The organism is Nocardia sp. NPDC060255 (assembly GCF_042727395.1).
Classification (GTDB): Bacteria; Actinomycetota; Actinomycetes; order Mycobacteriales; family Mycobacteriaceae; genus Nocardia.
Genome location: NZ_JBHXAU010000005.1, coordinates 240,080 through 264,826, shown reverse-complemented (window position 1 = coordinate 264,826; position 24,747 = coordinate 240,080). Strand labels below are relative to the sequence as shown.

Genomic DNA, 24,747 nt, shown 5'->3' with positions numbered 1-24,747 from the left:
GTGATCACGGAATAGGTTGCGCACCTTCGAGTATCAACAGCCGAACAGCGTGATCGGTTGCAGCACGATAGTTGTCGTAGAACAGAATGGAATCTGACTGTGGGACAAGCCTTTAGCATGCAGGTGACGTTGACCATCAAGCCAGAGTCGCGTACTGAGTTCCTCGCCGCACTGCGCGCGGTCCTGGTTCCCGCGCGATCAGAGCCGGGATGCGTCTGCTTGTACGCCAACGAATCCGTTGATGAACCCGGAAAGTTTGTCCTGCACGAGCGCTGGCGAGACATGGACGAATACGTCAACGAAGTCCTCCAGCGCGACTACTTCCAGCAGTACTTGAACCTCAGCGAAAACGCCTACGCGGCACCTCGTGTTGTTGTAATGCTCAATCCGATCGAGCCGCTCGATCAATAGAACACACCGTCGCCGCGCTGACATCGGCGATAAGTGGGTTCAGTCTCAGTCCGAGGAGTTTCGTGGCAGGCCCATGGTTCTGGTCAGGAGCGTGTCCATGGTTCGGGCCGGCAGCAGTCGCTTCAGCGCGACAGCTATTCGTGCGTCGGTACCGACGAGGTAGCGCGGTCGGGGACGGCGCGCGGTGAGGACTCGCTCGACGACGGTGGCGACCCGCTCTGGCGCTCCGGCTCCGGCCTCTATCTTCATGTTGAACTGGGTGGCGACATCCATGGCATCGCCGTACCGGTGCTCTGCGGTCTCGCCCATGATCGCGCGGTCTGTCTGCACCGTTGCCTCGGTCTTGGCCCGATTCCGCGATTTGAAGCTACCGGGGTTGACCACGATGACGGGCACACCCCATGGCGCCAGCTCTTGACGTAGCGTGTCCGCGATCGCTTCGACGGCGAACTTCGAGGCGCTGTAGGCGCCGAGGAAGGGTGTAGCTACGAGCCCGGCGGTCGAACTGATCATGACGAGGCGTCCGCGTCCAGCCCTGATCGCGGGCAAGAACGCCTGGGTCACGGCCAGGACCCCGACAACGTTGATCTCCAGCTGCTCGCGCAAACGATCGAGCGGTATGTGCTCCATGGGTCCGGAAAAGGTGACTCCAGCGTTGTTGATCAAGCCGCTCAGCGGACCGAGATCCTTCGCTGCCGCAGCCAGCTGCGCGGCGTCTGTGACGTCCAGCGCTACCGGCCGGATGCGCGGGTGGGCCGGCGCGTCGGCAATTCGCCGCACTCCAGCCACAACCTCATGGCCGCCCTCAGCAAGTCTGACGGCAATCGCTCGACCGATGCCGCTGGAGGCACCCGTGACGAGGAATCTCATTGTTGACCTCTAGTCCGATATGCGTGTTGGAAGTGGGTGCTCTTTCATCGGCCTGGAGTGTTCGCGGGCGCGGCGAGCACGCATACGGCGATAGCGCAGACGCCGATGACGAGCTCTCGTGCAATGGATTTCATGAATCTCTTTCTCGATGATCGGAATCGCGTTCGCGCGCTTCTCCGGTTTCGGTGCGCCGGAGGCAGTGCTTCGTACGTCACGGCACGTGAGTGCCGGGCGCTTGGCAGTTCAGTCCATGCCGCTGCGGCACAGTCAAGTTGGACGGTGCGGCGCAGGGTTGTCGGGCGCGGATCAGGTCATCTGTCGGCCGAGCTTCTCTGATGACGCGTGACGGCTGAATCGGTGACCCCGGGCGTCGGGATGGGGCACCGCTCACGTCTTTTCGCGTCGATAGGGGAAGGAATTTTCCGCTCAATCCGGCTCCTCACTCGACACAATGCAGCACATGAATCCTGACTACTGCATCGATGTCCCGCGCGGCTTCGACGACTCCAACGAAGACTCCCAGGTCCACCCCATTGCCTGCCGACAGTTCTCTGCCGACACCGCCGCAGAAGTGTTCGGGAAGGCACAGCGGTGGATCAGTCAGCACAATGTCTTCCTGATAGACGTCTCGTGGACCTGGGCATACGGTGAGCCGGAGCCGTTCATGCTGGCCGTCTACTTCAACTTCGAGGACGCGGAAGAGGAGCCCGCCTCGGCCTGACTGCATGAGTTGGGTGGGTCAGCGAGAAAGCGGTGATGACCCCGACGTTCGGCACCGTGGTCAAGGGAGATGAGGCAGGCGCAGGCGCTGTCGTCGCTGCTGGCGCCGTTGCGGGATCCGCAGAACCAGAGGGTGATTCCCGTGCTCGGTGCGCGCAACGGCTAGAGGGCTAGCTGTTGCGTTGCGGTGCCCGTTTTGGGGAGTTCTCGGTGGGCTGAGTGCCGGGGTAAAGGAGGTGCGGCCCTACTACACCGATGGTTGCTGGCTTCGCATGGATTCGCGGAAATCGGCTCGGTGGGACACGCCGGGCTCGTCGGTCTTCGTCGGGTGTTGGATCAGCGACCACCCCGTTATCCGGTAGAGGCCAGTCGGTCGGGTATGGAGTCGGTTGCTCGTTTGCTTCAGCAAACATCTCGCGTGTCTCAAGTGCGTCGCGGCGTGTGTTCAAGAGCGCGCAAGGGTCCACTCGACCACGCCGAAGCGTCATCGGTGACCTGACGGTGCGCTGGAAGAGGCCTGAATGGCGCATCTGTGACGTGCTCTAGAGCCCCTGAACCCTGAACGGGACATTCGTGACACATATACGTGTCAAAGCTGTGCGCGAGAGGGGACTTGAACCCCTACGTCCGTGGACACCAGAACCTAAATCTGGCGCGTCTGCCAATTTCGCCACTCGCGCGTGATGGTACGACCGTGCAAACTCTACCGGGCTTGACCGACTTCGCGAAGCTTCGGGCGGGCGTGGCGTACTGGTCAGTAACTCTACCAGGGATTATAACGATTAGATAACTGTCAACATGAGGAGCGCTCATGTTTCGTACGTGTTAGTAACCCGGCAGACCAGCGTGTTCAAACATGAGGAAGGGTCATGTTTGTCATGATTCTGGTACGGACGTACATGAATACTCGGGAGTATGCGCTCTGGCGGCGGAACAAACGTGAGGATTTCCTCATGATTTTGGCTATCCTCGCCGTTATCAGGCCCCAACGCTGAGGTTCACCTGCGCACCGGAGGGAGCGGCGTGTCTCGCCAGGGCGCGTCGCCAGGAGAAGGAAGTCGAATCGTCTTGACGATCAACGAGAGCACCGAGACCGGTACTGGACAGAGCGCGAAGGTCGGTGCGGCCCAGGGGGCTGGGACCCGATCGCCACTGTTGGATCGCCTGCTGAGCGGGACGCCGTACGCGCTCGCCTTCGGCGGACAGGGCGCCCAGTGGCTCGACGAACTGGAAGAGATCGGCCGCGACAGCGCGCTGGAGCCCGAATTGACCGCTTTGGTCAACGAGGCGGAAGCGCTGCTGGAACCCGTTGCGGCACAACTGCTTGTGGTCCGTCCCGTCGGCTTCGACCCGATCGGGTGGATGCTCGAGGACGAACTGGTCGACACCGACCAGGGTGAGGTGTCCGAGGCGCCGTCGGCGCTGGAGCTGCGTTCGGCCGCGGTGTCGATGCCCGGCGTGCTGCTCTCTCAGGTGGCCGCGATGCGCGCGCTGCGACTGCAGGGCCTCGACCCGACCGAACACGCGCCGGTGGCGATCGTAGGCCACTCGCAGGGCCGCCTGGCGGCGACCGCGGTGGAGTCCGGCGGGCAGCGTGACGCCGAGATCCTGGCGCTGGCGCAGTTGATCGGCGCGGCCGCCGGGCTGGTGGCGCGGCGGCGTGGGCTGATGCCGGTGGGCGAGCGTTCGCCGATGGTCGCGGTGTCGAATGTCGATCCTGAACAACTGCGCGCGGTGGTCGCCGAGGTGGCCGAGGGCGTTGACCCGGCGGCGGCCGCGGTGGTGTCCATCCGCAACGGGCGCAGGCGCGCGGTGCTGTCCGGCACGCCCGCCCAGCTGGAGCGAGTTCGCCAGCGCTGCAGCCAGATTCATGACGAGCAGGCGCGGGAGCGGGACACCAAGCTCCGCGGCGGCGCCATCTTCGCGCCGGTCTTCGAGGACGTGGCCGTCGATGTCGCGTTCCACCACCCGGCGCTGGCCGACACGGTGGATCTGGTGACTTCGTGGGCCAATCAGTGCGGACTGGACGCGGCGCTGGCCGGTTCGCTCGCGCAGGAGATCCTGGTCGATCCGATCGACTGGGTGGAGATCGTCGACGGCGTGGTTGCCGCTGGCGCGCAATGGATTCTGGATCTCGGCCCCGGCGACCTGCTGTCCCGGGTGACCGGCGGCTCGCTGAAGGGCACCGGCGTCGGCATGGTCGCCGCCGCGACCCGGGCGGGGCAGCGCAGCCTGCTCACCCCGGGTGCCGCGCCGGAGACGGCCGCACCGTGGACGGCGTTCGCGCCGCGGCCGGTCCGGCTGCCGAACGGCCGGATCGTGGTGGAGACCGCGTTCACCAAGCTGACCGGACGTTCGCCGATTCTGCTGGCGGGCATGACACCGACCACTGTCGACGCGAAAATCGTTGCCGCGGCGGCGAATGCGGGCCACTGGGCGGAGCTGGCCGGTGGCGGCCAGGTGACCGAGCAGATCTTCGCCGATCGCGTCGCCGAGCTGAAGACGCTGCTGCAGCCGGGCCGCGCGGTCCAGTTCAACTCGCTGTTCCTCGACCCGTACCTGTGGAAGCTGCAGCTGGGCGGCAAGCGACTGGTGCAGAAGGCCCGCACCGCGGGCGCGCCGTTCGACGGCGTCATCGTCACGGCGGGCATTCCGGAACTCGACGAATCCGTCGCGCTCATCAAGGAACTCACCGAGGTCGGCATCTCGCATGTCGCGTTCAAGCCGGGCACCGTCGCGCAGATCCGCGCGGTGCTGCGGATCGCCGCGGAGGTGCCGGACTATCCGGTGATCATGCACATCGAGGGCGGCCGGGCCGGCGGGCACCACTCCTGGGAAGACCTGGACGACCTGCTGCTGGAAACCTACGCCGAGCTGCGCAACCACGACAACGTGGTGGTCTGCGTCGGCGGTGGCATCGGAACCCCTGAGCGCGCAACGGAATACCTGACCGGCGAGTGGGCGACCCCGCACGGCTACCCGGTGATGCCGCTGGACGGCGTGCTGGTCGGCACGGCCGCGATGGCCACCCTGGAGGCGACCACCGCGCCCGAGGTGAAGCAGCTGCTCGTCGACACCCCCGGCACCCCCGACTGGGTCGGTGCGGGCACCGCGTCCGGCGGAATGGCCTCGGGCCGTAGCCAATTGGGCGCCGACATCCACGAGATCGACAACGCCGCCTCGCGCACCGGCCGCCTGCTCGACGAGGTCGCCGGTGACGCCGACGCCGTCGCGGCCCGGCGCGCGGAGATCATCGAGGCGCTGAACGCCACGGCCAAGCCGTATTTCGGCGATGTGGCCGCGATGACCTACCTGGACTGGCTGGAGCGCTACGTCGAGCTCGCGGTCGGCCTGGACCGCCGCAAGGACTTCGACTGCGGCAGTGACATCGGTGACGCGATCACCGACGCGACCCGCTCGGTGTGGCTCGACATCACCTGGCGTGACCGTTTCGCGGAAATGATGCGGCGCACCGAATCTCGGCTGCACTCGGCCGATCGTGGCGAGATCCCGACGCTGTTCGCCACCGACGCCGAGTTCGAGAACCCGGTCGGCGCGCTGTGCGCACTGAAGGCGCAGTACCCGGTCGCCGAGCAGACGCTGCTGCACCCGGCCGACGTCCCGTTCTTCGTGACGCTGTGCAAGACCCCGGGCAAGCCGGTCAACTTCGTGCCGGTCGTCGACGGCGACGTGCGCCGCTGGTGGCGCTCGGATTCGCTGTGGCAGGCCCATGATCCGCGCTACTCGGCCGACCAGGTGTGTGTCATCCCCGGCACCGTCGCCGTCGCGGGCATCACCCGCGTCGACGAGCCCGTCGGCGAGCTGCTCGACCGGTTCGAGCAGGACACGGCGTACTCGCTGGTGCGCGCCGGTGTGGTGCCGGTGGCCATCGACGCGCGTCGCGTCGCGGGCGTCACCACCGGCCCGATCGACACGGTGATCGCCGCGCCGGACATCGAATGGTCCGGTCGCACCACCGTCAACCCGGTGCACCGGCTCGGCGATCTCGCCGACTGGACCGTGGACGGCAAGGGTGCGGTGCACCCGCCGAGCGGCGCCACGCTCACCGAGACCACCGGACCGGACGCCGACAACTCCTACGTCGAGCTGACCGTTCCGCTGTTGGGCGGCAAGGTGGTTCGCATCCGCGTCACCGTGCCGACCGCCACCTACAACGGCGGCGCTCCGGTCGTCACCGAGGCCGACGCGCACGAGGCGATGGCCGCGCTGCTCGCCGTCGCCGCCGGGCAGGAGCTGCCCGAGGTGAAGGGCAACGTCGCCCACCTCAACATCGCGTGGTCGCCGGACCTCGTCGCCGACCACGCCGGCGTGACCGGCTCGGGTCTGCCTGCGGCACTGAGCACGCTCGGCCGCACCGTCCCCGACGTGCTGGTCGGCGCCTGCTGGCCCGCCGTGTTCGCCGTGCTCGGTGCCTCGCGTGCCGCCGATGGGGCGAGCGTCATCGAAGGCATGCTGGACCTGGTCCACCTGGACCATCAGATCGTGCTGGCGGGCGAACTGCCCAGCAGCCCAAGTGTTCTCGCGGTGCGGGCGGAGGCGGGCGAGACGCTCGACACCGACCTCGGCCGCGTCGTCGAGGTGCGGGTGCACATCGCGGGCCTGCTGGACCGGCCGGAAACCGGTCTGTCCATGCCAACCGTGGCCACCCTCACCGAGCGGTTCGCCATCCGCGGCCGCAACGGCGCGGGCGAGCTCACCGATCCGCCGCGCGCGGCGGGCACGGTCTCCGACGAGGCCACCGACACCCCGCGCCGCCGTCGCCGCGATGTCACGGTCGTCGCGCCGCGCACCATGCACGCGTTCGCCGCGGTCTCCGGCGACCACAACCCGATCCACACCAGCGATTCCGCCGCCAAGCTGGCCGGTCTCGGCAGCCCGATCGTGCACGGCATGTGGCTCTCGGCCGCCGCGCAGCACGCGGTCTCGGCGGTCGACCCGGACAGCGCGGTTCCGCCGCGCACCGTGACCGCGTGGACCACCCGTTTCCTCGGCATGGTTCGCCCCGGCGCGGAGATCGACGTGCGCGTCGAGCGGATCGCGGTGGACGGGGGCAGCGAGATCGTGGAGGTATCTTGCCGCGCCGCAGGCGATTTGGTGATGACCGCGACCGGTCGCACCGCCGCGCCGAAGACCGTCTACGCGTTCCCCGGCCAGGGCATTCAGCGCAAGGGCATGGGCCTGGACGCGCGTACCCGCTCGAAGGCCGCCAAGGCGATCTGGGACCGTGCCGACAAGCACACCCGCGACGCGCTCGGCTTCTCGATTCTCGCTGTGGTGCGGGACAATCCGACCTACCTCAAGGCGCGCGGTGTCGAACACCGGCACCCGGACGGCGTGCTGCACCTGACCCAGTTCACCCAGGTCGCCATGGCGGTCCTCGGTGTCGCCCAGGTGGCCGAGCTGCGTGAGGCCGGTGCGTTCGTCGAGGGCGCGATGCTGGCCGGGCACTCGGTCGGTGAATACAACGCGCTCGCCGCGGCCGCCGGCGTGCTGCCGCTGGAGGCGGTGCTCGAGGTGGTGTTCCAGCGTGGGTCCGCGATGCACGAGCTGGTGCCGCGTGATGCCCAGGGCCGCAGCGATTACCGGTTGGCGGCCATCCGGCCGTCGCAGATCGGGCTGCCCGACGACGAGGTGATCGACTTCGTCACCGGCATCGGCACGGCGACGGGGGAGTTCCTCGAGGTCGTCAACCTGAACCTGCGCGGCTCGCAGTACGCCATCGCGGGCACGGTCGCCGGGCTCGAGGCGCTGGAAACCGAGATCGACCGGCGCCGTGCGGAATTCGGTGGCAAGCGGGCGTTCATCCTGGTGCCCGGCATCGACGTGCCGTTCCACTCCACCGTGCTGCGCAAGGGTGTACCGGAGTTCCGGCACAAGCTCGAGCAGCTGCTGCCCGCTGACCTGCACCCGGAAGTCCTGATCGGTCGTTACGTGCCGAACCTGGTGCCCAAGCCGTTCTCGCTGGAACGTGAATTCATCCAGGAGATCGCGGATCTGGTGCCGTCCGAGCCGCTCGCCGCGGTGCTCGCCGACTTCGAGGGTTGGTCGGCGCGTCCGGTCGAGCTGTGCCGCGTCGTGCTGGTCGAACTGCTGGCGTGGCAGTTCGCCAGCCCGGTGCGCTGGATCGAGACCCAGGACCTGCTGTTCACCGACACCGCGCACGGCGGCCTCGGCGTCGAGCGGTTCGTCGAAATCGGTTTGGGCGCAACGCCTACCGTGGCCAACCTGGCCACCCAGACGCTGAAGCTGCCCGCGTTCAGCGCCGCGACGGTGGAGGTGCTCAACATCGAGCGCGAGGCCGGGATCGTCTACTCGACCGACACCGATCCCGCGCCGGTCGACGAGCCCGCCGACGAGACCGTCGAAACCGCTTCGGCCGCAACGCCTGCCGCGGCCCCGGTGGCGGCCGCCGCGCCGGTGGCCAGTTCGGGCGGACCGCGTCCGGACGACATCGCGTTCACCGCCGCCGACGCCACCCGCGTGCTCATCGCGCTGTGGACCAAGCTGCGACTGGACCAGATCGGCCCGGTCGACACCATCGAGGGCCTGTGCGACGGCGTCTCCTCGCGTCGCAACCAGCTGCTGGTCGACCTCGGCTCCGAGCTCTCGCTCGGCGCCATCGACGGTGCCGCCGACGCGGACATGGGTGCGCTGTCGGTCACCGTCGAGCGGCTCGCCCGCACCTACAAGCCCTTCGGCTCGGTGCTCTCCGATTCCATCGGTGACCACCTGCGCAAGGTCTTCGGCCCGTCCGGCAAGCGGCCCGCCGCGATCGCCGAGCGGGTGAAGAAGGTCTGGGAGCTCGGCGACGGCTGGGCCAACCACGTCACCGCCGAGGTCTCCCTCGGCACCCGCGAAGGCGCCAGCGTCCGCGGTGGCGACCTCGGCGGGCTGGTCTCCGGCGCGCTGGGCGATGCCGCCTCGGTCGACGCCGCCATCGACACCGCCGTGCAGGCCGTCGCCGCTCGTCGCGGCGTCGCGGTCTCGCTGCCCTCCACCGGTGGCGGCGGCGGTGGCACCGTCGACGCGGCCGCGCTGGGCGAGTTCACCGAGCAGATCACCGGCCGCGACGGCGTGCTCGCCACGGCAGCCAGGGTCGTGCTGGAACAGCTCGGCCTGGCCGAGCAGGTGTCCGCGCCGGAGGCGACCGACAACTCCCTCGTCGACCTGGTCTCCGCCGAATTGGGTTCGGACTGGCCGCGTTTGGTCGCGCCCGCCTTCGACCCCCGCAAGGCCGTGCTGCTCGACGACCGGTGGGCCACGGCCCGCGAGGATCTGGCCCGGCTGTGGCTCGGCGACGACGCCGAGACCGCGGAACTGCCGGTGGCCGGCTACCTCGGTGCGGGCGAAGCCGTTGCCGCGCAGGCCAACTGGTGGCGCGAGCGGGCCAAGCACGAGGCCCGTTCGGTGCTGGCCGGTGTGTACGAGCGCGTCGCCGAGGCCGCGCTGAGCAGCGACGACAACGGCATCTGGTCCGCGGACATCGCGGTGATCACCGGTGCCAGTAAGGGTTCCATCGCGGCGGCGGTCACCGGGCGGCTGCTCGGCGGCGGCGCGACCGTGGTGGTCACCACGTCGAGCCTCAACGACGATCGCCTGGGCTTCTATCGGAAGCTGTACCGGGACAACGCCCGCCACGGTGCCGCCCTCTGGGTGGTCCCGGCGAACATGGCGTCGTACCAGGACATCGACGCGCTGATCGAGTGGGTCGGCACCGAACAGGTCGACAACGCCGGTGGCGCGAAGATCAAGACCAAGGACGCGATGACGCCGACCATGCTGCTGCCGTTCGCGGCGCCGCGGGTGGCCGGTGACCTCGCCGACGCGGGCGCACGCGCGGAAATGGAAATGCGCGTGCTGCTCTGGTCGGTGGAGCGGCTGATCGGTGGCCTGTCCACCGTCGGCGCCGATCACGACGTCGACGCGAAACTGCATGTGGTGCTGCCGGGTTCGCCCAACCGCGGCCTCTTCGGCGGCGACGGCGCCTACGGCGAGTCGAAGGCCGCGCTCGACGCGGTGGTCGCCAAGTGGCGGGCCGAGAAGTCGTGGTCGACCCGGGTCACCCTGGTGCACGCGATGATCGGCTGGGTGCGCGGCACCGGGCTGATGGGCCACAACGACCCGATGGTCGCCGCCGTGGAGAAGGCGGGCGTGACCACCTGGTCCACCACCGAGATGGCCGACGAGCTGCTCAAGTGGTGCACCTCGCGGGCGCGCCAGGTCACCGCGACCGGCCCGCAGCAGATCGACCTGACCGGCGGACTGGCCAGGGCCAAGCTCGATCTGCCCGCATTGGCCAAGCAGGCCGTGGAAGACGCTGCCGCCGCGGAAGACGTGGAAGACGATGCGGCGGTGACGATTTCGGCGCTGCCCGCGCCGCCGACCCTGTCCTCGGTGCTGCCGGTGCCCGAATGGGGCACGGTCACCACCGATCTCGCCGACATGATCGTGATCGTCGGCGCCGGTGAGCTGGGCCCGTACGGCTCGGCGCGCACCCGGTTCGAGATGGAGGTCGAAGACCAGCTCTCGGCCGCGGGCGTGCTCGAGCTCGCCTGGACCACCGGCCTGGTCACCTGGGAGAACGACCCCAAGCCCGGCTGGTACGACGCCGAATCCGGTGACTATGTCCCCGAGGCCGAGCTGGCCGACAAGTACCACGACGCGGTGGTCGCCCGCTGCGGTGTGCGCCGCTACGGCGACGACGGCGCGATGGTCGACAACAGCGCGCCGCTGATGACGTCGGTGTTCCTCGATCAGGACCTGACGTTCACGGTCGGCGGCGAGGCCGAGGCCCGCGCCTTCCACGCGGCCGACCCCGAGCACACGGTCATTGTGCCGGTGGCGGATTCGGCCGACTGGACGGTGACGCGCAAGGCGGGCACCGAGATTCGGGTGCCGCGCCGCGCCAAGCTGTCGCGCACCGTCGGCGGCCAGATCCCGACCGGCTGGGATCCGACCATCTGGGGCATCTCCGCCGAGATGGCGAATTCCGTTGACCGCGTTGCCCTCTGGAACGTCGTCTGCACGGTGGACGCGTTCGTCAGCTCCGGCTTCAGCCCGGCCGAGCTGATGAGCTGGGTGCACCCGAGCCTGGTCGCCAACACTCAGGGCACCGGCATGGGCGGTATGTCCTCGATGCGCTCGCTCTACGTCGACAACCTGCTCGGCGAGTCGCGGGCCAACGACATCCTGCAGGAGGCGCTGCCGAACGTGGCGCTGGCGCACGTGGTGCAGTCCTACGTCGGTAGCTACGGCGCGATGGTGCATCCGGTGGCGGCCTGCGCCACCGCCGCGGTGTCGGTGGAAGAGGGCGTCGACAAGATCCGGCTCGGCAAGGCCGAACTGGTCGTGGCCGGCGGCTTCGACGATCTCGGCATCGAGGGCATCGTCGGCTTCGGCGACATGTCGGCCACCGCGGACTCGGCGGCGATGAGCGCCAAGGGCATCAGCGACCGGTACTTCTCCCGCGCCAACGACCGCCGTCGCGGCGGATTCGTGGAATCGCAGGGCGGCGGCACCGTGCTGCTGGCCCGCGGTGACGTGGCGGTGGAGATGGGCCTGCCGGTGCTCGGCGTGGTCGCCTTCGCTCAGTCCTTCGCCGACGGCGTGCACACCTCCATCCCGGCGCCCGGTCTCGGCGCGCTCGGTGCGGGGCGTGGCGGGCGCGAATCCCGGTTCGCGGCCGAACTGCGCAAGCTCGGCGTCGGACCGGACGACATCGCGGTCGTCTCCAAGCACGACACCTCTACGGCGGCAAACGATCCGAACGAGTCCGAGCTGCACACCCGGCTGGCCACGGCCATCGGCCGCTCCGACGGGGCGCCGCTGTTCGTCGTCTCGCAGAAGAGCCTGACCGGACACGCCAAGGGCGGCGCGGCCGCGTTCCAGCTGATCGGCCTGTGCCAGGTGCTGGAAAACGGTGTGGTGCCGCCGAACCGGAGCCTGGACTGTGTCGACGAGAAGATGCAGGCGTACCCGCACCTGGTGTGGGCGCGCGAACCGCTGCGCTTCGGCGAGAAGTTCGCGCTGAAGGCCGGCCTGCTGACCTCGCTCGGCTTCGGGCACGTCAACGGTCTGCTCGCGGTGGTGCATCCGGAGGCGTTCATCCAGGCGATCGACCCGGAGCGGCGCGCGGCCTACCAGGAGCGGGCGCAGCAGCGTCAGCTCGCCGGGCGGCAGCGGTTCACCGAGGCGATGTGCGGCGGGGCACCGCTGTACGAGCGGCCTGCGGACCGCCGGATGGGCGGTGACGGCACGCCTGCCAAGCAGGCGCGTCAGCTGGAAGCGGATGTGCTGCTGTCGGCCGAGGCTCGCCTCGGTGGCGACGGCGCCTACCGGGCCGACGGCTTCGGTTGCGGCGCAGGCCACATTGCGGACAGTTCGCGCACCGACCGCCAGACCAGGTCGTAGGCTCCCGGCCTATGACGATCCTCGGTATCGGCCTGGACTTGGTGACCATCTCCGAGTTCGCCGAACAGCTCGAACGCGCCGGAACAACCATGCTCCGAGAGAGTTTCACCGCGGGCGAGCGACGCTACTGTCAGAGCAAGGGGACCGATCCGGCGCGCAGCTACGCGGTGCGGTGGGCGGCGAAGGAAGCGGTGATCAAGGCTTGGGCCGCATCACGTTTCGCTCGCCGCCCGCAGATCGGCGACAATCCCTACCCGCTGATCGAGGTGGTCAACGACGCATGGGGCAGGCCGAGCATCAAGCTGCACGGCCTGGCCGCCGAATTCTTGCCGCGCGCAAGGGTTCACCTGTCGTTGACGCACGACGGTGACACGGCCGCCGCCATGGTGGTGCTGGAAGATCCGGGCGAGCTGGTCGACCTGATCGAGGGCCGCGAAGGGTAAGGCGGACAGTCACTCTCGGTGCGCGCGCCGCAGCCGCCTGCGCTGCAGCGCCCACCACGCTTCCAGGGCGCGGTCGGGATCGGCGAGATCGATCCCGACCAGCTCCTGGTAGCGGCGCAGCCGGTAGCGCACCGTGTTGGTGTGCAGCTGCATCTCCTCGGCGACGTGATCCACCCGCATGCCGTTGCTCAGATACTGCTGGGCGGTGTCGAGTAGCGCTGTGGCGCCGTCACTTTCGCCGAGCGGCGTGATGTAGCGATGGAACAGTTCCTCGCCGACTTCGGTGTCGGCCAATACCGCGGGCAGCAGGCCGAGATCGGCGAGTTCGTGCACGCCGGTCAGCTCGAAGGCGTCGGCGGTCGCCATCGCCCTGGTGGCGCGGCGGAAGGACGGCTCCATCCGGTCCAGCCGGGCGGCCGGGCCGATGCCGACCGCCGTCTCGATATCGGTCGAGGGGGCGGCGTCGACGATGCCTGCGACATCGCCGTCGATGACTGCGAGCAGCCCGTGCGGGCGGTCGCCGCCGACCGGCTCGAGCAGCTTGGCCAGCAGGTCGGCGGCCAGGTCGGCGCTCGGCCTGGCCCGGATCGCGTGGAATTCCCGGTAGGAATCCAAGCCGTAACGTTCCACCTGCAGCCGGATCTCGCCGGGGCCGAGCGTGCCGAACAGGATGCCGCGGACCAGGTCGGTGCGGTGCTGCTGGTCGTGGCGGGTCTGCTGGAATTCGGCGTCGAGGTGGCCGCGGGCCACCGCCAGGATCGCCGTATCGGTCAGCGCGAGGATGTCATTGGTCAGCTCGAGTAGCTGACCGTCCGACAAACCGAGCTGGCGGCCCGTCGTGACCACCTCGTCCACCGCGATCCGGACCGCGAGCCGCCAGCCGCGCAACATCTCGGTCACCGGAATGCCTTGGCGGCCACGGGTTTCGCCGTGCGCGGTGAAGACGGCCAGCTCGCTGTCGGTCAGGTCGCGCTCCGCGGCCAGGGTCCGCAACAACTGCTGGACGGTGCGCACCGCGTCGGGCAGCAGCACCGTCGGATCGATCCGCGCGTAGGTCGGTATCTCGGCACGCATCTTGTCGATCGTTCTGGCGGTCAGTTCGGTGGCGTGCGAGAACAACCGAGCCAATAGGGCACGGCGATCCGGAGGAGGTGGACGGCTGACCATTACTGTGCAGGGTAGTCCGATTGGATTCAGCGACAAAGGATGGGTGGGCAACTTCGACGGTTGCACCATAGTCAGCTGGCGTTTATCGCGTAATACTGAAGAGTCGGCAACGATGCCACGCGGCGCGGTTGTATTTTCGGACAAAAGCGGCGGTCGTTGTCGAGCAGCGCAGGCGGATCGAGGCTTGCTCGATCGGACGACGAAGGGGTTGTCGATGACCGGATGGAATCGCATCGAACGTGGTGAAGGCCGTCCACTGGTACTGCTGCACGGTGGTGGCGCGTCGGCACGGTGCTGGTTGCCCGTGCTCGACCGGCTGAGCGTGGACCGTCGCGTAATCGCACTGGATTTCCCCGGCTTCGGGCGCACCTCGGCCCCTGGTCCCGACGTGCACGTCGGCATGGACTGGATCGTCGACGGGCTGGCCGCCGAACTGCAGCGGCTCGGGATCTCCACGCCGGTCGATCTGGTCGGCAATTCCATGGGCGGCCTGATCGGCTTGGAGGCGACCAAGCGCGGCATGGCGAGCTCGTTCGTCGGCCTCGCCCCGGTCGCGTTGTGGCACAAGCGGATGCCGCTGGCGCTGCGGGCGCAGTTCCAGGTCGGCCTGGCGGGCGCGCTGTTGACGCGGACGCCGTTGGCTCCGGTGCTCGGCTGGGCCAGGTCCGTCGTCCTGTGGCCCGCCGTCGGCCACCCTGATCGGCTGACGGCCGCCGAGGCCATCGGCGTCGCACGCGATCTCGACCGGTCCGGGCCGACACTGCGCCGCGCACTGAAGATCGCGAAGAAGCTGCGATTCGAGGGCGGGCAGGGCATCACCGTGCCGGTCACCATCGCGTTCGGCACGCTGGACCGGATGCTGCCGCCGAGCACCTCTCAGGTCCGCGATCAGCTACCCGCGCACACCAAGTGGGTCACGCTGCCCGACTGCGGCCACATGCCCATGTGGGACAACCCGGAACTGATCGCGAACACCATCCTGGACGGCGTCTCGGCGACCCGATCGATCGGGGAGCAGACCGCCTAGCGCCCACTCGCCGAGCGCGACTCCTTCTCCGCGACCAGCAGATACGCGACCATCAGGCGCTTGAGTTCGGACACCGCCTCGGCGTTGCTCTGCTCGTCCTGGACGGAGAAGTTCAGCATCGAATAGACGACGTGCACCAGCACCTCGGCCATCATGGTGCGCCGCGGCCGCGGGGTGCGCGGCGTGAGCGGACGCAGCATCTGCGCGACGACCTCGGCGAACTCCTTCTCGTGGATCGCGCCCGTGGCCCGCGTCGAGGGCGTGGACTGCATGGCGAGCCACACCTCACGCCGGGACGGGTCGGTCATCCACAGATTCGCCATATGGTCGACGAACTGGTTCATGTGCCGCAGCCAGTCCAGCGACGGGATCTCGCCGTGAAAATCGGCGAGCTCCCGCGAAACGGCAACGAGGTCTTGCCGATTCAGTTCACAGACGATGACGTACTTGTTGGCGAAGAACTGGTAGAGCGTGCCGATCGGAACCTCGGCGCGGGCCGCCACTTCCTCACAGGTGAACGACTCGAACCCCACCTCTACGAGTAGTTCCCTTGACGCCTGCAACAGCGCGTCGAACTTCCTTTTGCTGCGTTCCTGCGTCGGCCGTCGCCGCGGCATGAGCTCCTGTGGGTCGTCCTGCAGCTCCAACGCAGGGTCCAGCCGTTGCTTCGACCTGGCCTCCGCGCGTACTTCCACGTATCCAGGCTAACGGTACGGACACACACACGACACGCGCACGGCTACTGCGTGTTCATCTTCTGTCCGATTCACCACCCATCCGGATCGAATCTGGCACCGAACACATACCGAGCGCGCGTGGCTTCTGACGCGCGAACGGACCAGGAAGGCGCGACCAGTGGTAGCTCGATCAGTGGTAACTCTCGGCGTTTCCACCGAACGCGGCGCCGTGCACGCGGTAGCTTTCGCCGACACCGGCGCCCGGCTACCCGAGCGCGTGCTGTTGCATCGGGTGAAACGGACGCCAGGCGACACCAAGGCGGACTTGGCCGAAGCGGTCGAGCTGGCGATGGACGAACTCGCCACCGAACTCGGCCCGGACCATGAGATCGCCGGTGCCGCGGTCGCCTACCGGGACGCCGCCGAGCGGCGTGCCATCGTCACCCGCTTGGCGACCGGCCGGTGGCACACGGCCTCCCTGGTGTCGTCCAAGTCGGCCCACCTCAGCGTGGCCGGAATGATGACCTGGCTCGACGAATTCGACGACCTGCTGATCTGCGAGGTGGTGCCCGGGTATCAGGCGTTCACCCTGATCGATCGCGACCGTCGCAAGATTCTCGCCTCGACCAGCCAGGCGGGTGGCTCGACCGCGGAGTCGATGGGTGCGGCGGTGACGGCGGCCTGGGATCAGTTCGAGGCGGCGGCGGTCCGGCCGGACGCGGTGGTGCTGATCGGCTCGGCCGCGGGAAAGCCCGCGGTGGTCGCGGCGGTGGACGCCTTCGGCGCGCCGGTGATCCCCTGCAAGACCTCGGCCGCCGCGTCCGCGGCCGGTGCCGCGCTGTACGCCATGGCCGACGTGGACGGTGTCGGCGAGACCGAAGAGCGGGTGCGCCGGGTGCGTGGCGGCGCCGCGGTGTTCGCGGCGGCCAGCGTGCTCGCGGGCGGGCTGGTGGTCGGCGGTGTGTACGCGGCGGGCGGTTCGGCGCGGACGCTGCCGGGTGCGGCCCTCAAAGACGCGCACGTCACCGCGGAGTCGAAGGTTGTGCGGGGCGAATCGGGTGTCAAGCCGGATCAGGTGCGCAACGATCCGCACGGTGCCGACGGCCCGGTGGTGGATCGCCGCGCACCGGTCGCCGTGGCGGACTCGGAGATATCGGTCGTCACCATCGATCCCGTCGACGCCAAGCCGGAGTACTCCGTGCAGCGGTGGGGCAGCCAGCAGGATCGGCCGGAGTCGCTGGTGCCCGCCGAACCCGCGCACGAGGCCGAGACGAATGCCGCGTCCTCGCTGCTGTCCGGCTCGGGCATCCCGGCCGCCACCACCAAGGTCGGCGCACCGAACGGTGCGATGCTCTTCCCCGGCGAGCTGCCACCGCCGGAGGCCTTCACCACGGCGTCGTACACCTGGTGGGACAACCACTTCCGCATGATGCTGCAGTGGGCGGCCCAGCAGATCATGCCTGCCTGAGCAGGAAGCCTCTGCGGGTCAGGCCCGGCGCTCCCCTCTAGCGCCGGGCCTGACCTTGTTTGCTCGATCAGGTCAGTCTCGTGTCCTGCGCCGGAACAGCATGCCCGCGGCGAGATATCCCGCCAGCGCGATCCCGCCGCACCACAGCACCGCCAACAGCGCACTATTACCGATCGGTGTGCCCATCAGCAGGCCGCGCATGGTCTCGATCACCGGTGTGACCGGCTGGTTCTCGGCGAACCAGTGCAACGCGCTCGGCATCGACTCGGTCGGGACGAACGCACTGCTCACGTAGGGCAGGAACATGAAGAAGAACAGGCACAGATTCGCCGCTTCGGGATTCTGCACCAGCAGTCCGAACGCGGCCGCGAGCCAGGACATCGCGAGCACGAACATCGCGATGATGCCGAAGGCGGCCAGCCAGCGCAGCGGATCGCCGGTCGGCCGGAAGCCGATCGCGACGGCGACCAGGATCACCACGGTGGTGGTGATCAGATTGCGCAGCAGGCTCTCCGCCACGTGCCCGGTCAGCACCGACGACCGGGCGATGGCCATGCTGCGGAAGCGATCGATGATGCCGTTGGTCAGGTCGGTGGCCAGGCTCACCGCCGTTGTCGCCGAACCGAATCCGGCACACAGCAGGATGATGCCCGGCACCACGTAGTCGATGTACGCGCCGTTGACCTTCATCGCGCCGCCGAACACGTACACGAACATCAACAGGATCAGCACCGGCAACATGATGGACGAGAGCATGGTGTCCGGACTGCGTAGCGTGTGGCGCAGGTTGCGGCTCAACATGGTGGCCGAATCCTGCACGGCCAGGCGGGAGTTGGTGATCGCGATGGTCACAGCGCCGCTGCTTTCTCGGTGGTGGGATGCCCGGTGAGCGCGAAGAACACGTCATCGAGGTCGGGGGTGTGGATGGCGAGCTGGTCGATGGTGATCGCCTGATCGTCGAACTGGTCCAGCAGCTGCTTGAGGGCGCCGACGCTGCCGTCGGAGGGGACCAGCAGCATCAGCTGCTCGTCGTCGATCTCGGCATCGGGTATCGCCGAGGCAGCGGCGGCCAGTCCGTGCGCGTCGGCGAACCGGAGCTGGATGTGCCCGCCGGGGGCGAGCTGCTTCAGGTCCCCCGGCGTGCCTTCGGCGACGATCTTGCCGTGGTGCAGCACCGCGATCCGATCGGCGAGTTGATCGGCCTCTTCGAGGTATTGCGTGGTGAGGAAGATCGTCACGCCGTCGGCCACCAGATTCCGGATGACCTGCCAGAGTTCGCGGCGGCTGCGCGGATCGAGACCGGTGGTCGGTTCGTCGAGGAAGATGATCCGCGGTGTACCCATCAGGCTCATGGCCAGATCGAGCCGCCGGCGCATGCCGCCGGAATAGGTCGCGACGCGTGCGTCGCCGGCGTCGGTGAGGTCGAATTGCGCGAGCAGTCGCGCGGTGCGGCGGGCGATTTCCGGCTTGGCCAAGTGCAGCAGCCGACCCATCAGCCGCAGGTTCTCGGAACCGGTCAACACGTCGTCCACCGCCGAGTACTGGCCGGTGACGCCGATGATGCGGCGGACCGCGTCGGGCTCGTGCGCGAGATCGTGGCCGCCCACCCGGATCTCGCCGCGGTCGGCGTCGGCCAAGGTGGCCAGGATGCGCACCATGGTCGTCTTACCCGCCCCGTTCGGGCCGAGCAGCGAAAAGACCGTTCCCGCTGCGACTTCCAGGTCGATTCCGGCCAGCACCGGCTGATCCCCGAAGGTTTTCGTCAACCCGCTGATGCTGACGGCGGGGATGGATGGGACTGTCATGGGGTTCCTCGCATCGAAACTGCGTATGGGTTAAACTTTGTTTAAACGGTACACAGTTTTCGGCGAGAGGCAAGAGGTAGTCGAGCAGAGAGGTCGAACGTGGCGGACACGCCGGAGGCGAACGCGGCGACGGCGCTGGCCAAGTCCTTCGCATTGATGTGGGGCCTGGACGAGCCGGGAACTCGCGGACCGAAACGCGGGCTGAGCCTTGATCAGGTGGTCGACGCGGCGATCGAGGTGGCCGATGCCGAGGGCGTCACCGCGCTCTCGATGAGCCGGGTCGCCAAGCATCTCGGCTTCACCACGATGTCGCTCTACCGATACGTGGACAGCAAGGACACGCTGCTACTGCTCGTGTCGGATCGAGCGATGGGTCTACCGCCGGAACTGCCGACCGGCGTCGGCTGGCGGGCCGGGATCGAGGCGTGGGCATCGGGAGTGGCAGTGACGATGCGACGGCATCCGTGGTACCTCGATCTGCCGTTGGCCGCGCCACCGATGGGGCCGTACAACATGGCCTGGCTGGACGCGGGCCTGGCCATGTTCGCCGAGACCGCCGTACCCGAACCGGTCAAACTGCAACTCGTACTGAACGTTTCGCTGTACGTGATCGGCCGCATGCGCGTCGCCAAGGAGATGGCCGACGGCGGCGCGACCGACGAGTACCCGGCCCTGCTGAGCCAGGTCCTCGATCCGCAGCGTTTTCCCGCACTGACGCGTGCCTTCGCCGCCCAGGCCTTCGAGGACGACGACGTCGACTGGGACGACGCCGACCTCCGCTTCGGCCTGGACCGCCTACTCGACGGCTACGAGCAGTTCGTCGGCTCGTACGAGAAGAAGTCTTAGACGGGCTCGACCCGTACCGAGGCGTCGTCAGGGCTTCGGCACGGCTAGACCGACAGGTCGCGGCGCAGTTTGGCGACGTGGCCGGTGGCGCGCACGTTGTACTGGGCGACCTCGATCTTGCCTGCCTCGTCGACCAGGAATGTAGAGCGGATGACGCCGGTGACGGTTTTGCCGTACATCATCTTTTCGCCGAATGCGCCCCACGCCGTGAGTACGGATCGGTCCGGGTCGGACAGTAGCGGGAAGGTGAGCTGCTCGGCGTCGCGGAACTTGGCCAGCTTGGCGGGCTTGTCCGGCGAGATGCCGAGGACGTCGATGCCCGCGCCGTCGAGGTCGGCGAGGTTGTCGCGGAAGTCGCAGGCCTCTTTGGTGCAGCCGGGGGTGCTCGCGGCGGGGTAGAAGTAGACGATCACCTTGCGGCCGCGGTAGTCGGCGAGCGACACGTCCTTGCCGTCGGCGTCGGGCAGCGTGAAATCGGGGGCGGTGTCGCCGGGGGAGAGTCGTTGGTTGTCGGTCACGTCCTGCACCGTAACCGAAGGCTCGGACATCGCGGGGACAGACCGAACGACACTGTATGGACCGACAAGACCGGCACCGCGCAGCGGCCCGAAGCACTGTGCGGAAGGACAGACCCGGGGCAACTCCGCGCGGACCGATAGACTCGTCCGGGAGCTGAGGGTGACCCGCGAAGGCCGAACACGCACCGCGATTCGAGCCCTGGCGCGGCACATCAAACACAGGAGGCCTGAACGTGGCGAAGGATACCGAGCGGATCGAGCAGGAGATCGAGGCCGCGCGCACGCGGCTGGCGAGCACGCTCGACGAACTCGCGGTGCGCGCGGATCCGCAGCGGATCGCGAGCGACAGCAAGCAGATCGTGCTGCGGAAGCTGAACGAGCCCAAGGTGAAGTACAGCCTGATCGGCGCGGCGGCCCTGGTGGTCGGGCTGGTGCTGCTCAAGATCTTCCGCTGATCGGTCCCCGGACAGCAAAACACCCGGTGTGCCTCGCACACCGGGTGTTTCTGTTTCGTGAATATCAGACCGTGGGGCAGGCGAACCCGTCGCCATCGGGGTCGAGTCCCGGCTGAAAACCGGGCTGCCCGCGAAACAACGGTTGGTTGCCGTTGAGCCGGTGCGCCTCATCGCAATTCGCATAGCCGCCACCGGCCGAACCGGTCTGCGACAGGTTTGCGGAACCGGTTGCGGCCGAGCCGGTGTCGATCGCGGAGGAGCCGGTTCCGGAGGAACCCGTGGGAGGCTGAGCCAGCGCGGCCGGCGCCGCGAACAGGGTCAGTCCCGCCACGGCAGCGCTGAAGGTAAGCCGACGAACGTTCATGTATTCCTCTAGATAGTTGCTGCGGTGGATAGGGCGTCCGACCGGACGCCGCATCCACTGTCGTGACGCCTCGCCCGCTTGTCAACCGGATCGCCGGAGAACTAGGGCATTAGGGGATGACGTTCACTCGCCGAGACGATGGCCCGCCAAGTGCTCGGCGGGGATGTTTCCCATGCGTCCTGCCTGGTAGTCGTCCATTGCCTGGATGATTTCGGCGCGGGTATTCATAACGAACGGCCCGTATTGAACGACGGGTTCCTGAATCGGTTGTCCGCCGAGCAGCAGCAGTTCGAGCTCGCCGCTCCGATTGTCTTGGCGCACATCGGCACTCACCGTGATCGCGTCGCCGGGGCCGAAAACCGCCAGTTGCCCCTCGTGCAGCGGCCTGCGCTCGGCGCCGACCGTCCCGCTGCCGGACAGCACGTACGCCATCGCCGTGAAGTGTTGCGGCCATGGCGTTTCCAGCTGTCCGCCGGGGGTGATCGAGGCGTGCGCGTAGGCGATGGGGGTATAGGTCGAGCCGGGGCCGTCGAAGCCGCCGACCGTGCCCGCGATGAGGCGGACCAGTGCGCCGCCGTCGTGCGAGCTGACCAGGGTCAGTTCACTGCCGCGCAGATCCTGGTACCGCGGCGCGGCGAACTTGAGCGCGCGCGGCAGGTTCACCCACAGCTGGATCCCGTGGAACCAGCCGCCGGTCGTTACCAGGTGCTCGGTCGGCAGCTCGTCGTGCAGGATGCCGGAGCCCGCGGTCATCCACTGGGTGTCGCCCTCGCCGATCACGCCACCGCCGCCGTTGGAGTCGTGGTGCACCATGGCGCCGTCCATCACGTAGGTGACGGTCTCGAACCCGCGGTGCGGATGCCACGGCGCGCCCTTGGCCTCGTGCGGCTCGTAGGCGACCGGGCCCATCTGGTCGAGCAGGATGAACGGGTCGGCGGTGCGCAGGTCCACGCTCGGGAACGGCCTGCGCACTTCGAAGCCCGCGCCCTCGCGCTGTTTCGGCGCGCTGACCACGGTGCGCACCGGGCGCTCGCGCATGGTCTCGGTGGGCTTGGGCAGGCGCGGCAGCACCATGAGGTCGGGGACGGTGATGGCTGGCATCGGAACCTCCTGGGAGGGGAGTTGGTGTCCATGTCAACCAAAGGTGAGTAGACTTCATTCCCATGGAGTGGCTGAGCGACGACGAACAGGCGACGTGGGGGGCTTACATCCGCCTACGTCAACGGCTGGACGCGGTGATCGCCGCGGGACTGACCAAGGACGGCCTGTCCGCAGCGGACTACGAGCTGATGGTCGCCTTGTCGGCCGCGCCGGGCGACTGCCTGCGAGCCAAGGACCTCGCGGCCGAGGTGTGCTGGGAGAAGAGCCGGTTGTCCAAACATCTGGCCAGGATGGACGCCCGCGGTCTCGTCGACCGCCAGCCGGTGGCCGAAGACGCACGCGGAGTGCTCGTCCAACTGACCGCCGCGGGCCGCCGCCTGCTCGAACGCGCCGCCCCAAACCACGTACGACTGGTACGCGAAGTATTCATCGACTGCATCACCCCGGCAGAAGCCCACGCGATGCAGTCACTATCCGACAAAGTCGTTGTCGCAGTAGAGAACTCAACCCAACCCGCAATAGGTGCCTGACCCGCCGCGGGTTGATTGATTGAGTCGAGTCGAATGGTCGCTGTTGGAGATCATCCAGCGACCATTCGACTCTGCTCGATGCAGGTAACGGGGTGTGGTCAGGTGGCGCGGGGTTTGCGGAAGAGGGTGCGCCATCGGCTGGGGGGACGGTTCGGCTGCGGAGGGGTGGTTGTCGGCGGGGCCGGGCGCTTCGGCCGGCGTTCCGCGCGCCATTGGGCGACGGTCTGTTCGGTGTCGACCGGCGCGATGCGGACGTAGGGGCCGTGCGGCAGGCGCAGCCACTCGACCACCCGCTTGTTGAGTTCGCGCACTGTCTCGCGGACCGCCCGCTCGGAGTTCAGTTCGCGTACGGTCTCCGGCAGTCGCTCGATGTCCCGGCGCAGCAGTAGTGACGGCGGCAGTAGTGCGTCGCCGCTCACGCCTTCTTTCCGGAGATAGCCGTTCAGCCACCAGTTCTCGTCGTCGCTGCCGCGCGGAATGGGCTTGCCCGCGCCGGGCAGATTCTCGAATTCACCGCGAGCGGTGGCCTCGCGGATCTGCTTGTCGATCCACGATTCGAAGTCCAGGTTCGCTGGTTTGCGCTCGGTCATCTCGTCACCTTTGACGGGGCGGGTGCAGTGCCACCATGCTACCGAAAGCGCCGGACCTGCTGTCCGGCAACGGGTCACGACCAGGGCGTGATCGGCGGCTTCACCCACATCAGCTTCTCGTCGGTGTGCGTGCGCCGCGCCGCGGGATGATCGGGGTGCCTGGCGGCCCAGTCGTCCTTCTCGGCGAGTAAGTCCGCCACCGTCACCCAGGTCTCCTCGGTGCTCGGCGGGTTCGTGTCGGCCGCCCTGGCGAGCTTGCGCCGCGTCGCCGCGGGCATCGCCAGCAGCTCGGGCCCGGTGACGCCGAGGTGCCAGAGATAGCTCGCGAGGCGCCGGGCCTTCTCGGCGCGGCTCTTGGCCGCCGTATCGCTGTGCGCGTAATCGGTCATCGCGGGAGTCCAAAGGTCGGTGGTGAACGACCCTAGCCGGAGGTCGGGCCGGATGCGACGACGCCTCCCCGCGGTCGAGCGGGGAGGCGTCGTCGATGCGTGGCTCAGTATGCGCTGTTGACGTTGTCCATCGAGCCGTAGGTGCGCGCGGCGTAGTTGCAGGCGGCGACGATGTTGGCGACCGGGTCGTAGATGTCCCAGGAGGTGCCCTCGACGTGGTACGAGCGGAAGGTCGGGTCGATCACCTGGAGCAGGCCCTTGGACGGGATGCCCGCCGCGGCGTTGGAGTCCCACAGGTTGATCGCGTGCGGGTTACCGGTCGACTCGCGCATCACGTTGCGGTGGATGCCGTCGTAGCTGCCGGGGATGTTGTTGGACTGCATGATGTCGAGGGCCTGGCGGATCCAGCCGTCGAGGTTGTCCGGGTAGCTCGGGGCCGGCGCGGGCATCGGCGCCGGAATCGGCTCGGGCACCGGAATCGGCAGCGGCAGCGGCAGCGGCGCGGGCATGGGCGCGGGGGCCGCGACCTCGGCGGCCTTGTGCACCTCGGCCACCATCGCGATGCGAGACGGAACGCTGTCGTCGGCCACCGACACCGCCGAAGAAGCGGCAACGGCCACGACGCCTGCGGCGGCGATGGCGAAAGTTACGCCCTCACGAAGCGTCGAGCGGCGAAGAGAAGAAAAGCGTCTGTCAGGCATTACGAAATCGGTTCCTTTGTCGGGGACAGGTTTCGATCCGGGCGCGCGCAGGCAGCACGGATCCAGGGCGGGCGCGCGGTGGGCGCTCGCCGGTACGGGCTGATGTGCTGTTGTGGGGTTTTGTTGTGGGGGACGCTCGTGGTCCCCGGAACGCGACGTTCAGTGGTGCGGTGCCGGGGCGCTCAACAGCGAGCCCGGCCGCGATGTCGCGCGGGACTCCGCATCTCGATGCGG

Annotated in this window: 20 protein-coding genes and 1 tRNA gene; 9 read left to right on the top strand and 12 right to left on the bottom strand. The window is 68.2% G+C overall.

Annotated features, from left to right (window positions below):
* Nucleotides 1–123 precede the first annotated feature (123 nt).
* Nucleotides 124–411, top strand: coding sequence for a putative quinol monooxygenase (locus ACFWF1_RS13050; protein ID WP_379285000.1), 288 nt, complete (start codon nucleotides 124–126; stop codon nucleotides 409–411).
* A gap of 45 nt (nucleotides 412–456) precedes the next feature.
* Here ACFWF1_RS13050 and ACFWF1_RS13045 read toward each other — a convergent pair whose 3' ends face one another.
* Complete coding sequence (locus ACFWF1_RS13045) at nucleotides 457–1,281, bottom strand: SDR family oxidoreductase (RefSeq protein ID WP_379285001.1); 825 nt, start codon at nucleotides 1,279–1,281, stop codon at nucleotides 457–459.
* 460 nt (nucleotides 1,282–1,741) lie between these two features.
* Here ACFWF1_RS13045 and ACFWF1_RS13040 point away from each other — a divergent pair, with 460 nt between their 5' ends.
* Nucleotides 1,742–2,002 carry a hypothetical protein gene (locus ACFWF1_RS13040; RefSeq protein ID WP_379285002.1) on the top strand — a complete coding sequence of 87 codons (261 nt, stop codon included), beginning with the start codon at nucleotides 1,742–1,744 and terminating at the stop codon, nucleotides 2,000–2,002.
* A 597-nt stretch (nucleotides 2,003–2,599) separates the two neighbouring features.
* On the opposite strand, the gene ACFWF1_RS13035 is transcribed toward ACFWF1_RS13040, so the two are convergent.
* Nucleotides 2,600–2,681 (bottom strand) — tRNA-Leu (locus ACFWF1_RS13035).
* A 388-nt stretch (nucleotides 2,682–3,069) separates the two neighbouring features.
* Between ACFWF1_RS13035 and ACFWF1_RS13030 the strand changes: the two genes are divergently transcribed.
* Together ACFWF1_RS13030 and ACFWF1_RS13025 are read left to right on the top strand one after the other, a co-directional pair.
* Nucleotides 3,070–12,432: a fatty acid synthase subunit beta domain-containing protein gene (locus ACFWF1_RS13030; RefSeq protein ID WP_379285003.1), complete on the top strand. Its 9,363-nt coding sequence runs from the start codon at nucleotides 3,070–3,072 to the stop codon at nucleotides 12,430–12,432.
* Nucleotides 12,433–12,443: 11 nt separating this feature from the next.
* Nucleotides 12,444–12,875 (top strand): holo-ACP synthase, encoded by a 432-nt coding sequence (locus tag ACFWF1_RS13025; RefSeq protein WP_379285004.1) that lies wholly within the window; start codon nucleotides 12,444–12,446, stop codon nucleotides 12,873–12,875.
* A gap of 9 nt (nucleotides 12,876–12,884) precedes the next feature.
* On the opposite strand, the gene ACFWF1_RS13020 is transcribed toward ACFWF1_RS13025, so the two are convergent.
* Complete coding sequence (locus tag ACFWF1_RS13020; protein ID WP_379285005.1) at nucleotides 12,885–13,949, bottom strand: PucR family transcriptional regulator; 1,065 nt, start codon at nucleotides 13,947–13,949, stop codon at nucleotides 12,885–12,887.
* A 307-nt stretch (nucleotides 13,950–14,256) separates the two neighbouring features.
* On the opposite strand from ACFWF1_RS13020, the gene ACFWF1_RS13015 reads away from it, so the two are divergent.
* Entirely contained in the window at nucleotides 14,257–15,069 is an 813-nt protein-coding gene (locus tag ACFWF1_RS13015; protein WP_379285006.1) for an alpha/beta fold hydrolase, read from the top strand.
* Here the strand turns inward: ACFWF1_RS13015 and ACFWF1_RS13010 are convergent.
* On the bottom strand, nucleotides 15,066–15,686 hold the full coding sequence (locus ACFWF1_RS13010) for a TetR/AcrR family transcriptional regulator (protein ID WP_223885232.1): 621 nt from the start codon (nucleotides 15,684–15,686) through the stop codon (nucleotides 15,066–15,068). The genes ACFWF1_RS13015 and ACFWF1_RS13010 overlap by 4 nt on opposite strands.
* Before the next feature lie 238 nt (nucleotides 15,687–15,924).
* On the opposite strand from ACFWF1_RS13010, the gene ACFWF1_RS13005 reads away from it, so the two are divergent.
* The gene (locus ACFWF1_RS13005) at nucleotides 15,925–17,214 is read left to right on the top strand and encodes a hypothetical protein (protein ID WP_379285007.1); all 1,290 of its coding nucleotides are present in this window, start codon (nucleotides 15,925–15,927) and stop codon (nucleotides 17,212–17,214) included.
* Between the two features lie 72 nt (nucleotides 17,215–17,286).
* Here ACFWF1_RS13005 and ACFWF1_RS13000 read toward each other — a convergent pair whose 3' ends face one another.
* Both ACFWF1_RS13000 and ACFWF1_RS12995 read right to left on the bottom strand, forming a co-directional pair.
* Nucleotides 17,287–18,015 (bottom strand): ABC transporter permease, encoded by a 729-nt coding sequence (locus tag ACFWF1_RS13000; protein WP_379285199.1) that lies wholly within the window; start codon nucleotides 18,013–18,015, stop codon nucleotides 17,287–17,289.
* A 47-nt stretch (nucleotides 18,016–18,062) separates the two neighbouring features.
* Nucleotides 18,063–19,019, bottom strand: coding sequence for an ATP-binding cassette domain-containing protein (locus ACFWF1_RS12995; protein WP_379285008.1), 957 nt, complete (start codon nucleotides 19,017–19,019; stop codon nucleotides 18,063–18,065).
* Nucleotides 19,020–19,118: 99 nt separating this feature from the next.
* Between ACFWF1_RS12995 and ACFWF1_RS12990 the strand changes: the two genes are divergently transcribed.
* Nucleotides 19,119–19,865, top strand: coding sequence for a TetR/AcrR family transcriptional regulator (locus tag ACFWF1_RS12990; protein WP_379285009.1), 747 nt, complete (start codon nucleotides 19,119–19,121; stop codon nucleotides 19,863–19,865).
* Nucleotides 19,866–19,909: 44 nt separating this feature from the next.
* Here ACFWF1_RS12990 and bcp read toward each other — a convergent pair whose 3' ends face one another.
* Nucleotides 19,910–20,383 carry a thioredoxin-dependent thiol peroxidase gene (gene bcp / locus ACFWF1_RS12985; RefSeq protein ID WP_379285010.1) on the bottom strand — a complete coding sequence of 158 codons (474 nt, stop codon included), beginning with the start codon at nucleotides 20,381–20,383 and terminating at the stop codon, nucleotides 19,910–19,912.
* A 233-nt stretch (nucleotides 20,384–20,616) separates the two neighbouring features.
* Here bcp and ACFWF1_RS12980 point away from each other — a divergent pair, with 233 nt between their 5' ends.
* A complete protein-coding gene (locus tag ACFWF1_RS12980) occupies nucleotides 20,617–20,838 on the top strand; it encodes a DUF3618 domain-containing protein (protein WP_218474887.1) in 222 nt (73 codons plus the stop codon).
* A 64-nt stretch (nucleotides 20,839–20,902) separates the two neighbouring features.
* Here the strand turns inward: ACFWF1_RS12980 and ACFWF1_RS12975 are convergent, their stop codons facing one another.
* Nucleotides 20,903–21,202 carry an excalibur calcium-binding domain-containing protein gene (locus ACFWF1_RS12975; RefSeq protein WP_379285011.1) on the bottom strand — a complete coding sequence of 100 codons (300 nt, stop codon included), beginning with the start codon at nucleotides 21,200–21,202 and terminating at the stop codon, nucleotides 20,903–20,905.
* A gap of 123 nt (nucleotides 21,203–21,325) precedes the next feature.
* Nucleotides 21,326–22,303, bottom strand: a complete 978-nt coding sequence (locus ACFWF1_RS12970; protein ID WP_379285012.1) for a pirin family protein — start codon at nucleotides 22,301–22,303, stop codon at nucleotides 21,326–21,328.
* Nucleotides 22,304–22,365: 62 nt separating this feature from the next.
* Here ACFWF1_RS12970 and ACFWF1_RS12965 point away from each other — a divergent pair, with 62 nt between their 5' ends.
* Nucleotides 22,366–22,833, top strand: a complete 468-nt coding sequence (locus ACFWF1_RS12965) for a MarR family winged helix-turn-helix transcriptional regulator (protein ID WP_379285013.1) — start codon at nucleotides 22,366–22,368, stop codon at nucleotides 22,831–22,833.
* A 98-nt stretch (nucleotides 22,834–22,931) separates the two neighbouring features.
* Here the strand turns inward: ACFWF1_RS12965 and ACFWF1_RS12960 are convergent, their stop codons facing one another.
* The 3 genes from ACFWF1_RS12960 to ACFWF1_RS12950 form a co-directional block, all read right to left on the bottom strand.
* Nucleotides 22,932–23,423 carry a DUF1992 domain-containing protein gene (locus ACFWF1_RS12960; RefSeq protein WP_379285014.1) on the bottom strand — a complete coding sequence of 164 codons (492 nt, stop codon included), beginning with the start codon at nucleotides 23,421–23,423 and terminating at the stop codon, nucleotides 22,932–22,934.
* 74 nt (nucleotides 23,424–23,497) lie between these two features.
* A complete protein-coding gene (locus ACFWF1_RS12955) occupies nucleotides 23,498–23,812 on the bottom strand; it encodes a hypothetical protein (RefSeq protein WP_379285015.1) in 315 nt (104 codons plus the stop codon).
* A gap of 104 nt (nucleotides 23,813–23,916) precedes the next feature.
* Nucleotides 23,917–24,513, bottom strand: a complete 597-nt coding sequence (locus ACFWF1_RS12950; RefSeq protein WP_379285016.1) for a transglycosylase SLT domain-containing protein — start codon at nucleotides 24,511–24,513, stop codon at nucleotides 23,917–23,919.
* Nucleotides 24,514–24,747: the final 234 nt, after the last annotated feature.